9 protein-coding genes are annotated in these 12581 nt (G+C 35.0%); 8 read left to right on the top strand and 1 reads right to left on the bottom strand.

Annotated features, from left to right (window positions below):
* Positions 1-455: 455 nt before the first annotated feature.
* The gene (locus EKM05_RS01990) at positions 456-845 is read right to left on the bottom strand and encodes an SPOR domain-containing protein (protein ID WP_126458404.1); all 390 of its coding nucleotides are present in this window, start codon (positions 843-845) and stop codon (positions 456-458) included.
* Positions 846-1060: 215 nt separating this feature from the next.
* On the opposite strand from EKM05_RS01990, the gene EKM05_RS01995 reads away from it, so the two are divergent.
* From EKM05_RS01995 to EKM05_RS02030, 8 genes are read left to right on the top strand one after another with little or no spacing between them, the layout of a single operon-like run.
* Positions 1061-2395, top strand: coding sequence for a c-type cytochrome (locus tag EKM05_RS01995; protein WP_126553150.1), 1335 nt, complete (start codon positions 1061-1063; stop codon positions 2393-2395).
* 29 nt (positions 2396-2424) lie between these two features.
* Positions 2425-5481, top strand: coding sequence for a TAT-variant-translocated molybdopterin oxidoreductase (locus EKM05_RS02000; protein WP_126553153.1), 3057 nt, complete (start codon positions 2425-2427; stop codon positions 5479-5481).
* Between the two features lie 39 nt (positions 5482-5520).
* Positions 5521-6924 (top strand): NrfD/PsrC family molybdoenzyme membrane anchor subunit, encoded by a 1404-nt coding sequence (gene nrfD / locus EKM05_RS02005; RefSeq protein ID WP_126458410.1) that lies wholly within the window; start codon positions 5521-5523, stop codon positions 6922-6924.
* A complete protein-coding gene (locus tag EKM05_RS02010) occupies positions 6917-7441 on the top strand; it encodes a DUF3341 domain-containing protein (RefSeq protein WP_126458413.1) in 525 nt (174 codons plus the stop codon). The genes nrfD and EKM05_RS02010 overlap by 8 nt, the downstream gene beginning before the upstream one ends.
* A gap of 8 nt (positions 7442-7449) precedes the next feature.
* The gene (locus EKM05_RS02015; protein ID WP_126458417.1) at positions 7450-7995 is read left to right on the top strand and encodes a cytochrome c; all 546 of its coding nucleotides are present in this window, start codon (positions 7450-7452) and stop codon (positions 7993-7995) included.
* A 27-nt stretch (positions 7996-8022) separates the two neighbouring features.
* Positions 8023-9495, top strand: coding sequence for a quinol:cytochrome C oxidoreductase (locus EKM05_RS02020; protein ID WP_126553155.1), 1473 nt, complete (start codon positions 8023-8025; stop codon positions 9493-9495).
* Positions 9496-9514: 19 nt separating this feature from the next.
* The gene (locus tag EKM05_RS02025; RefSeq protein WP_126553157.1) at positions 9515-10651 is read left to right on the top strand and encodes a cytochrome c oxidase subunit II; all 1137 of its coding nucleotides are present in this window, start codon (positions 9515-9517) and stop codon (positions 10649-10651) included.
* A gap of 30 nt (positions 10652-10681) precedes the next feature.
* Positions 10682-12478 carry a cbb3-type cytochrome c oxidase subunit I gene (locus EKM05_RS02030; protein ID WP_126458425.1) on the top strand — a complete coding sequence of 599 codons (1797 nt, stop codon included), beginning with the start codon at positions 10682-10684 and terminating at the stop codon, positions 12476-12478.
* Positions 12479-12581: the final 103 nt, after the last annotated feature.

Raw genomic sequence — 12581 nt, forward strand, 5'->3', positions numbered from 1 at the left:
GAATAAAAGTTTTTTGTTTTAACACTGATTTTTATTTGTTAAGGAAAAGTGACAACTTTTTTTTATTTAATCGAGAGTGGGATAGGAGTTTGTGTTGTACAATGAGTAGTTTGTGATTTAGGCTTTCAGCGCTTTTTTTAGGAACAATTTTTTATAACTGTGCAAAATAGTGGTTTGGGTTTTTTAAATGCCATCCTTCTCTACGAAGCTTAATTAGAGTGTTTTTTGTTGAACTGAGCTTATTCGTTTATGTCATCCTGATTTAAAGTTTTTTGCTTATTTCAAATAATAGAGAGCTTGATTTTATATAATTTGAATATTTTTTAAGTTTATTAGAGGATAATTTTGCTATTTTTCAATTGTCTTTGGTTTTTTTTAATCCAATTATAAAAACAAAAAAACCACTTTTGAAGTGGTTTTTTTAAAATAGGAGATGCATGATTACTGATGCTGTTTTATTTGTTAGGCTTTATCAAATGTACATTGGAATAGCTTTTTTTGATCTCTATTAGATTTCGTTCTGCTTCAATTCGTGTTTTGAAATTCCCAACCCAAACTTTGTAGTTTGGAGTAAAAAAAATAATGGTGCCGTCAATATCTCGAAATTGTTGTCTAAATTGATTAAGAGTGTTTCTTGCTTTTTCACTTTCGCCACTAAATATTTGAATTTTATATTGGTCATTTATAGCATTAGAAATATTTGTTTTTCTCTTTTCATTTAGTAATTGTTCAAATTTAGGGTCTTGATTAACGGTTAAGTTTTTGTCTTGTGCAATTGCATGTATATAAGATATACAAAATGCAATAGTGATAAAAAAAGCTTTTTTGGAGGCTAAAATTCTCATAATGTGATTGTTTTTGTGTAAAAGTACTATTTAATAAATCATACTAAACTCAGAATATTATTTAGAATAGATATAAATTGAAATTAAGACTATTTTAAGGTTTTGAGAGTAGTTCTTAAGTCGTATTTTTGTGCAAGTTTAAAATAAAGGATCAGTTTTTATAAAAATAATTAGAAAAAACTGTGCCAATTTTTAGTAGATAATCATTATACTATATGAAAAAGGTGGGTAACCATAATTCGATCTCAAGGAAATTAATTCTTAGCATAGCTTTAATGCTGTCTGTTTCCTTTACTTCATTTGCTCAAGAAGCTACTCCAGCAGTAGCGGATGTTACTGCGGATGCTACAGCTACTTCACAAAGTGCTGATCCGGTTAAGGGTAAAGAGCTTTTTAATGCTAACTGTGCGGCATGTCACAAACTTGATGCGAAAGCAACAGGACCGGCTCTTAGAGGCGTGGGTGCTAAATATGATGCTTCATGGCTTCATAAGTGGGTTCGTAATAGTTCAGATCTTATCAAATCAGGAGATGCTCAAGCTGTAAAAGTTTATGAGGAAAATAACAAGGCCGTAATGTCTGCTTTTCCTCAATTATCGGATGCTGATATTGATAATATAATTGCTTACACTTCAGAGCCAAAAGCGGAGGCTCCTGCAGCAGCTTCAGGTACTGAGGCGGTTCCAGGAACAGCTGATGCAGACAGTGGGGTTTCGAATAATATTATTTTAGGGGCTTTGTCCTTGGTGATGTTAGTTCTTGTGGTAATGTTGTTTCTTGTGAATAATGTGTTAACTAAAGTAGCAAAAGCAAATGGTATTGAAGTTGCTCCAAAAACTCCAACAACACCTATTTGGAAGTCGTTTGTTAGAAATCAGTTTTTAGTATTGGTTACTTCTGTGTTTTTGTTGTTGGCGAGTGCGTATTTTGTATATGGTTATCTGATGCAAATTGGTGTTGACCAGGATTATGCGCCAGTTCAGCCGATTCATTATTCTCATAGAATACATGCTGGAGATAATGAGATCAACTGTAAGTATTGTCACTCCTCTGCAAGAGTTAGTAAGAATGCTGGAATTCCTTCATTGAATGTTTGTATGAATTGTCATAAGAATATTGCTGAAGTTGCTGAAACAACAGCTACTCCTGAATACAGTAAGGCGTTTTATGATGAGCAAATTCAGAAATTATATACAGCAGTTGGTTGGGATCAAACAACTCAAACGTACACAGGTAAAACACAGCCTGTAAAATGGGTTCGTATTCATAACTTGCCGGATTTTGTTTATTTTAATCACTCGCAACACGTAACGGTGGCTGGTATTGAATGTCAAACTTGTCACGGTCCAGTACAAGAATATGAGATTCAAAAACAATTCGCTCCTTTAACAATGGGTTGGTGTATTGATTGTCACAGGAAAACTGAGGTAAAAATGGAAGGCAATGAATATTATACTAAGATTCACGAGGAGCTTTCTAAGAAATACGGTGTAGACAAGTTGACTGCGGCTCAAATGGGAGGTTTAGAATGTGGTAAATGCCATTATTAATCAAATTATTAAGATTTTAATATTTATATATGTCATCAAACAAAAAATACTGGAAAAGTGTTGAAGAGCTAGATCAAAATAGTTCTGTTGTTGAGGCCCTTAGAAATAACGAATTTGTTGAAGAAATTCCTACGGATGAATTTTTAGGAAATGATGGTACTTTGTCATCTTCGTCAACATCACGTCGTGATTTTTTAAAGTACGTTGGTTTTAGCACAGCAGCAGCCACGCTTGCGGCTTGTGAAGGACCGGTTAACAAGTCTATTCCTTACGTGCTTCAGCCGGAACAAATTATCCCCGGAGTAGCCGATTATTATGCAACGTCAGTTTTTGATGGTTTTGACTTTGCAAATCTTTTGGTGAAAACACGCGAAGGGCGCCCTATTAAAATAGATAATAATACTATTCAAGGTGCTGCGTTTAGTGCTAATGCAAGAATTCATGCTTCTATTCTTTCGTTATACGACAGTATGCGTTTGAAGGAACCAAAGATAGAAGGTAAAAATGCGGCTTGGTCTGCTGTTGATTCTAAAATAAAGTCTAGTATCGCTGCTGCTGCTGCAAAAGGCGGTCAAGTGGTGCTTTTGACTAATACACTGGCGAGTCCATCATCAGAAAAGCTTATTGCTGAATTTATTGCCAAAAATCCAAATGCGAAACATGTTGTTTACGATGCTGTTTCTTCTTCGGAAGCATTAGATGCTTTTGAAACTGTTTATGGAGAAAGAGCTTTAGTTAATTATGATTTTTCAAAAGCATCTCTTATCGTTTCTGTTGGAGCTGATTTTCTTGGAGACTGGCAAGGCGGGGGTTATGATTCGGGTTATACGCAAGGAAGAGTGCCAAAAGCAGGAAAAATGTCTCGTCATTTTCAGTTAGAAGCTAATATGACACTCTCGGGTGCTGCAGCTGATAAACGTTTGCCAATGTCTACGGCTAATCAAAAGCAAGCGTTAGTTCATATTTATAATGTGGTAACAGGTTCTTCTGTTGGCGTAACTTTAGAAGATAAATTTAAAGCTGAAGTTACTAAAGCGGCTCAGCAGTTAAAAGCTGCAGGTGCAAAAGGAGTTTTAGTTTCTGGTATTCAAGATAAAAATGCTCAGTTAGTAGTTTTGGCTGTGAATCAAGCATTGGCCAGTGAGGCTTTTACTACCTCTGGTGTAAGACAAATCAGAAAAGGTTCAAATGAAAAAGTGAATCAATTAATTAATGATATGAAAGCAGGAAGTGTTCATACGTTGATTATGAGTGGTGTTAATCCAGTCTATACTTTACCAGACAGCACTTCTTTTGTTGAAGCACTGAAGAAAGTTAATACATCAGTATCTTTTTCTTTGAAAGAAGATGAAACGGCTTTAGTAAGTACAATTGCAGCAGCTGTTCCTCATTATTTGGAATCATGGAATGATGTAAGTTTCACCAAAGGAACTTATGGGATTACTCAGCCTACGATCCGTCCTCTTTTTAATACCAAACAATTTCAGGATGTATTGTTGTCTTTAAATGGAATGACTGGTACATTTTACGATTATATTAAAGGGAATGCTTCGACAATAATAGCAGGTTCTTCTTGGAATAAAGTGTTGCATGATGGTGTTTATGTGGGTGTTGTACCTACTGTAGCTGCAGGTTCTGCTGATTATGGTGCTGCTGCAACTGCTTTGGCACAATCAAAAGCTTCTGAAGGACTAGAACTTGTTTTATACACCAAAACTGGTTTAGGGGATGGACAACAAGCAAACAACCCTTGGTTACAAGAATTTCCGGATCCAATTACAAGAGTTTCTTGGGATAACTATCTTACGGTTTCGAATGCTGATGCTAAGAAATATGATCTTTCGAATGAAATTGTTGCTAATGGGGGGTTAAACGGAAGTTATGCTAGCATTACCACAGCAGACGGAATTAAATTAGAAAATGTTCCTGTAATTGTGCAACCGGGTCAGGCTGTTGGTACTATTGGCTTGGCGTTAGGGTACGGTCGCAAAGCGGCTTTGAAGGAAGAAATGATGGTGGGTTTAAATGCCTATTCTTTATATAAAGGTTTCAATAATGTACAATCAGTAACCTTGGTAAAAGCTGAAGGTGAACATGAGTTTGCTTGTGTTCAAGGTCAGAAAACATTGATGGGAAGAGGGGATATTATAAAAGAAACATCTTTAGAAATTTTTAATACAAAAGATGCTCAAATCTGGAATCCTCAACCTATGGTGTCATTGGATCATAAGGAGGTAGAGGCTACTAAGGTAGATTTGTGGTCTTCATTTGATCGTTCTGTCGGGCATCATTTTAATCTTTCTATAGATTTAAATTCATGTACCGGTTGTGGTGCTTGTGTGATAGCATGTCATGCTGAAAATAACGTTCCTGTAGTAGGGAAAGCTGAAATTAGAAGAAGTCGTGATATGCACTGGTTGCGTATTGACAGGTATTATTCTTCCGAAAGTACTTTTGAAGGTGATAACGAAAGAAAAGAAAATATAGCAGGTTTATCAAGTTCATTATCTACATTTAATGAAATGGAAAAGGCAGGTGATAATCCTCAAGTTTCTTTTCAGCCTGTAATGTGTCAACATTGTAACCATGCACCCTGTGAAACAGTTTGTCCAGTAGCGGCAACTTCACACTCGCGTCAAGGTCAAAATCATATGGCTTATAACAGATGCGTTGGTACGCGTTATTGTGCTAACAACTGTCCGTATAAAGTACGTCGTTTTAATTGGTTTTTATACAACAAAAACAGTGAATTTGATTATCATATGAATGATGATTTAGGACGTATGGTATTGAATCCGGATGTTAATGTTCGCTCTCGTGGAGTTATGGAAAAATGTTCAATGTGTATTCAAATGACACAAGCAACTATTTTGAAAGCTAAAAACGAAGGAAGAGTAATCATTGATGGTGAATTCCAAACGGCATGTTCAAATGCTTGTTCTAATGGAGCAATGAAATTTGGAGATATAAATGATAAAGATGCGGAAGTGGCTGCCTTAGTTGCTGACGAAAGGATGTATCATTTGTTGGAGCATGTTGGAACAAAACCTAATGTGATTTATCACGTTAAAGTTAGAAATACTTAGTACAAAAAAAGAATTAATTAAGAATCAATATAAAGGATTATGTCGTCTCACTACGAAGCAACCATTAGAAAACCCTTAGTTATAGGTGATAAAACTTATCATGATGTAACTGTAGATGTAGCAGCACCTGTTGAAGGTAAAGCAAATAAACATTGGTGGATTGTATTTTCAATTGCATTAATAGCCTTCCTTTGGGGTTTAGGCTGTATAATTTACACTGTTTCTACAGGTATTGGAACATGGGGGTTAAATAAAACTGTTGGATGGGCTTGGGATATCACGAACTTTGTTTGGTGGGTTGGTATTGGTCATGCTGGAACTTTAATTTCGGCAGTATTATTGCTTTTCCGTCAGCGTTGGAGAATGGCTATTAACCGTTCTGCTGAAGCAATGACAATTTTCTCTGTTATCCAGGCAGGTTTATTTCCAATTATTCACATGGGTCGTCCATGGTTAGCCTATTGGGTTTTACCAATTCCGAATCAATTTGGTTCTCTTTGGGTGAATTTTAACTCACCATTACTTTGGGATGTATTTGCAATTTCTACCTATCTTTCTGTTTCATTAGTATTTTGGTGGACTGGTTTATTACCTGATTTTGCCATGTTGCGTGACAGAGCAATAACTCCTTTTAATAAAAGAGTATATTCTATATTGAGTTTTGGTTGGAGCGGTAGAGCAAAAGACTGGCAACGATTTGAAGAAGTTTCTTTAGTTCTTGCAGGTTTAGCAACTCCGCTTGTGCTTTCGGTGCACACAATTGTATCAATGGATTTTGCCACGTCAGTTATTCCTGGCTGGCATACTACAATTTTTCCGCCTTACTTTGTTGCTGGAGCAGTTTTCTCAGGGTTTGCAATGGTAAATACGTTGCTGATTATTATGAGAAAAGTTTCAAATTTAGAAGCTTATATCACAGTTCAACACATTGAATTGATGAATATCGTAATCATGATTACAGGTTCAATTGTAGGTGTTGCTTATATTACGGAATTATTTGTTGCATGGTATTCCGGTGTAGAGTATGAACAATATGCCTTTTTAAACAGAGCTACTGGACCGTACTGGTGGGCTTATTGGTCTATGATGACTTGCAATGTTTTTTCTCCACAATTCATGTGGTTTAAAAAATTAAGAACAAGTATTATGTTTTCCTTTATAATTTCAATTGTAGTGAATATTGGAATGTGGTTTGAAAGATTTGTAATCATTGTAACTTCATTGCACAGGGATTATTTGCCATCTTCATGGACAATGTTCTCTCCTACATTTGTTGATATTGGAATTTTTATTGGAACTATAGGATTCTTCTTCGTACTGTTTTTACTCTATTCCAGAACATTTCCTGTGATAGCTCAGGCAGAGGTGAAAACAATTTTAAAAGGAACCGGAGATAATTACAAAAGAGAAAGAGAAGCAAATAAAGATTCACACCATGAGTAATAAAGTAATATACGCCATTTATAATGACGATGATATTTTGATGGATGCGGTTAAAAAAACCCGAGCAGCCCATCATCATATTGAAGAAGTTTTTACTCCATTCCCTGTACACGGTTTGGATAAAGCTATGGGAATTGCACCAACGAGATTAGCGATTTGTGCTTTCCTGTATGGTTGCGTAGGTATTTCGGTAGCAACAGCCATGATGAATTATATAATGATTCAAGATTGGCCTCAGGATATTGGTGGAAAGCCAAGTTTCAGTTATATTGAAAATATGCCAGCTTTTGTTCCAATTATGTTTGAACTTACAGTGTTCTTTTCTGCTCACTTAATGGTTATTACTTTTTATATGAGAAGTAAATTATGGCCTTTCAAAGAAGCGGAAAATCCTGATGTAAGAACCACAGATGACCATTTTTTAATGGAAGTTGCTGTAAACAATAATGAAGAGGAATTAGTTTCTTTTTTCCAAAGCACGGGAGCTGTAGAAGTTAAAGTAATAGAAAAGCATTAATTATAGATATGAAAAGCGTATATAAAATAACACTTTTATTTGGTATAACTATTTTAGTTTCCTCCTGCCATAATAATGCGGCACCAAACTATCAGTATTTTCCAAATATGTATGAGTCAGTAGGGTATGAAACTTATTCTGAATCAAATGCATTTAAAAATGGTAAAGAAGGACAACTTCCTGCTCAAGGATCCATAAACCGAGGGTTTGAGCCTTTTGAATACGAAAACTCTACGGCTGGATATGAGTTAGCTAAAGTGAATCTTAAATCTCCTTTAGACTCCTTAAGTAGAGAACCTGAAAAGGCAAAAGAACTTTTTGAAATTTATTGTATCAGTTGCCACGGTGCTTCTGGAAACGGTAAAGGTAAACTGGTAGAAAGAGAAAAATTTCTGGGTGTTCCTAGTTATAAAGATAGAGTTATTACTGAGGGAAGTATTTATCATGTAATAACGTATGGTTTGAATTCTATGGGCTCGCATGCAAACCAGTTGAGTGCCCATGAACGTTGGTTGGTTACTGACTATGTTCTAAAACTAAAAAGCGAATTATAATTGTTGAACAAACTGATCGTAATAGATATGTATACATTTTCAAGTAAATTAAAAACTTTTTCTTTCCTCTTAATGGCCATAGGCGTATTAGGGATTGGATATGGTTTTTGGAGTGCACCAAAGGATATTCAAGAAGTTGAAACTCTTCTTGCTGCTGAAAGCCATGGTAGTCATGGAGAAGTTAAACATGAAACTTCAAAACCTGTTGAAGAGCATGTTGTTTCTAACGGGCACGAGGAAGCTCAAAGTACAAAAGAGGGCAATGCAATAGTATCGCCTACGGACAGCACTTCAGAAGTTATTAATGAAGTTCATGAGAATTCGTTACACACCGAAGTAGCTGTAAAAAAGGGTGAACATGAAATTAGTGAAGAAGTGAAACATGCGGAACATGCGGAACATTTGAATCATGTTTTGCATCAGTTGCAAAATAAGCCATGGGCTGCTTTTTATGTTGCCTGTATATTCTTTATGTTGGTATCTTTGGGTGTTTTAGCTTTTTATGCTATTCAACAAGTAGCTCAGGCTGGTTGGTCGCCTGTTTTGTTTAGAGTTATGCAGGGTATAACGTCTTATTTACCAGTAGGGTCTGTTGTCTTTTTTATAGTATTATTGTTATGTGGTCTTCATCTTAATCATCTTTTTATATGGTTAGATCCTGAAGTTGTTGCTACGGATAAATTAATTGCGAATAAAGCGGGGTATTTAAATTTTCCTTTTTGGATTATTAGGGCAGCTATATTTTTGACTGGTTGGAATTTGTATCACTATTTTTCTAGAAAATATTGTTTAGCGCAAGATGATGCTAGTGATGATTTATTTTACAAGAAAAACTTTAAATTATCGGCTGTCTTCTTAGTTTTCTTTATTGTTACAGAATCGATAATGTCCTGGGACTGGATTATGTCTATCGATCCACATTGGTTTAGTACTTTATTTGGGTGGTATGTTTTTTCAAGTTTCTTTGTTAGTGGAATCACCACGATAGCATTAGTTACTTTGTATTTGAAATCTAGAGGTTTTTTAGAGCACGTTAATACGAGTCATATTCATGATTTAGCAAAATTCATGTTCGGTTTTAGTATATTTTGGACTTATTTATGGTTTTCACAATATATGCTTATTTGGTATGCTAATATTCCGGAAGAGGTAACTTATTATATAACTAGAATCGAATTATATAATATTCCGTTCTTTGGTGCTGTGGTTATGAATTTTGTATTTCCTTTGTTGATCTTAGTTAATACTGATTTTAAAAGAATTACATGGGTTTTAGTCATGGCAGGTGCCGTTATTTTGGTTGGACATTATATAGACTTTTTCAACATGATTATGCCAGGAACTGTTGGAGACAGATGGTTCATTGGGGTTTCAGAGATAGCTTCTGTTCTTTTCTTCCTTGGATTATTTATTTATGTTGTTTTTACAGCATTGACAAAAGTTCCTTTGTTGCCAAAAAGAAATCCATTTATTGAAGAAAGTAAACATTTCCATTATTAATATTTAAAGAAAAAAACAGATGACAAGTTTGTTGGTAATTATAGTTTTAGCTTTATTAGCTGTTGCTTTGTGGCAATTGACTAAAATATTCGATCTGACGCAAGTTGGATCCAATTCCGATAGCTCTGAAGTAGCTACAGATAATGACAATAACGTTCAAGGTTATTTAATGTTTGGTTTTTTGGCCTTTATTTATATTTTTTCAATATATGGTTTGTTTGCTTGGGGACCTTTAGTCCTTCATACATCTGCTTCTGCTCATGGTGAACAAGTGGATTATTTGATGAACATAACTTGGATTCTTATCTTTATTGTGCAAGCTATTACTCAGGTTTTATTGCATTATTTTGCTTTCAAATACAGAGGAAAAAAAGATCAAAAGGCACTTTATTTTGCCGATAATAATAAATTAGAAGCTATTTGGAGCGTTATTCCTGCAGTAGTTTTGGCAGGATTAATACTTTATGGATTGTATGCTTGGAATAATATTATGTTTGTTGATGAAGATGAAGATACAATCGTAATCGAATTATATGCGCAACAGTTTAACTGGAAAGCCAGATATTCAGGGGAGGATAACGTACTTGGAAAAGCAAATGTAAGGTTTATCGAAGGTGCAAATGCTGTAGGAGTTGATTTATCGGATCCATATTCTCAAGATGATATATTGGTAACAGAATTGCATATTCCAAAAGGGAAGAAAATTCATTTCAAAATGCGTTCTCAAGACGTTTTACATTCTGCTTACATGCCTCACTTTAGAGCGCAAATGAATTGTGTTCCTGGTATGGTAACTGAGTTCGCTTTTGAGCCTGTTTATACCACTGTAGAATACAGAGAATTGCCTTATATGGTTGAAAAAGTTGCAAATATTAATGCTTTAAGGGCTAAGAAAAGTGTTGGTTTGGTGGCAAAAGGAGAGGCAGCTTTAGATCCTTATACTTTTGATTATCTGTTACTTTGTAATAAAATTTGTGGTACATCTCATTACAACATGCAAATGAAGATCATTGTAGATACTCCTGAAGACTATAAAGCTTGGTTGAAAGAGAAGGCTACTATCGTTAATGAAGTTAAAGCAGCTTTAGCTACGCCAGCTCCTGTAGATACTGGAGCAAGTACTGATACTGCTGCTGCTGTAACGGCAATGAAATAATATTATAAAAAAAATTTAAAGTAAACATATATGTCAGCAGAAGGTCACGATCACGCAATAGATCACGAACACGAACATCACCATAAAGACACTTTTATTACTAAATATATTTTTAGTATTGATCATAAGATGATTGCCAAACAATACCTAATTACGGGTATCATTATGGGGATTATTGGTGTTGGGATGTCTATGCTTTTTAGAATGCAATTAGCATGGCCGGAAGAATCTTTCCGAATATTTAATATTTTACTAGGGGATAAATTTGCTCCTAATGGAGTCATGGCTAATGATATTTACTTAGCATTGGTTACTATTCATGGAACAATAATGGTTTTCTTTGTTTTAACGGCTGCCCTGAGTGGTACTTTTAGTAACTTATTGATTCCACTTCAAATTGGAGCGCGAGATATGGCATCCGGTTTTATGAATATGATTTCGTATTGGTTGTTTTTCTTATCTAGTGTAATCATGATTGGTTCCCTTTTTGTTGAGGCTGGTCCTGCTTCTTCAGGATGGACGATATATCCTCCCTTAAGTGCTTTACCACAAGCTATTCCTGGTTCAGGTATGGGTATGACATTATGGTTAATTTCAATGGCTATTTTTATTGCATCTTCTTTAATGGGATCTTTGAACTATGTTGTTACGGTAATTAACTTAAGAACTAAGGGAATGTCTATGACTCGATTACCACTTACTATATGGGCTTTCTTTGTGACTGCTATTATTGGTATAGTATCTTTTCCTGTTCTTTTATCAGCTGCTTTATTATTGATTTTTGATAGAAGCTTTGGTACTTCATTTTTCTTATCTGATATTTATATTGCAGGGGAAGTGTTGCATTATCAAGGAGGTTCTCCAGTATTGTTTGAGCATTTATTCTGGTTTTTAGGTCACCCTGAAGTTTATATAGTTTTATTACCTGCTTTGGGTATTACTTCTGAAGTGATTGCTACAAATTCTCGTAAACCAATTTTTGGTTACAGAGCAATGATTATGTCAATTATTGCAATTGCATTCTTATCGACGATAGTGTGGGGGCATCATATGTTTGTCTCCGGTATGAATCCGTTTTTAGGATCTGTATTTACATTTACAACATTGTTAATTGCGATACCTTCAGCGGTAAAAGCGTTTAATTATATTACAACATTGTGGAAAGGAAATTTACAATTGAATCCGGCTATGCTGTTTTCTATTGGATTGGTTTCTACATTTATTACAGGTGGTTTAACAGGGATTATTCTTGGGGATAGTACACTTGATATTAATGTACACGATACTTATTTTGTTGTAGCTCACTTTCACTTGGTAATGGGAATTTCTGCACTTTATGGAATGTTTGCAGGTATTTATCACTGGTTTCCAAGATTATTTGGAAGAATGTTAAACAAGAATCTTGGATATGTACACTTTTGGGTAACTGCAATTTGTGCCTATGGAGTTTTCTTTCCGATGCACTTTATTGGACTAGCGGGTCTGCCAAGACGTTACTATACTAACACCAACTTTCCGTTATTTGATGATTTACAAAATGTTAACGTTTTGATCACAATATTTGCTTTAATTGGTGGTGCCTTTCAATTGGTTTTCTTGTACAATTTTTTCAGTAGTATCTTCTACGGCAAAAAATCAGTAATGAATCCTTGGAAATCAAATACATTAGAGTGGACTGCACCTGTGGAACATATTCATGGGAACTGGCCAGGAGAAATTCCTGAGGTTCATCGTTGGCCTTATGACTACAGTAATCCAGCTCATGATGTAGATTTTGTACCTCAAAATGTTCCAATGAAAGAAGGTGAAGAAGTTTTACATCACTAAAATATAAAAAAAGCCTCGCGAAAGTATGGACATGCCCCAAAAAGTTAGACACTATTTGGGGCATTTTTTATGGAAAAAAAAGTAAAATATGATTATGCATTTA

Source organism: Flavobacterium sp. GSP27 (assembly GCF_003970395.1).
Taxonomy (GTDB): Bacteria; Bacteroidota; Bacteroidia; order Flavobacteriales; family Flavobacteriaceae; genus Flavobacterium.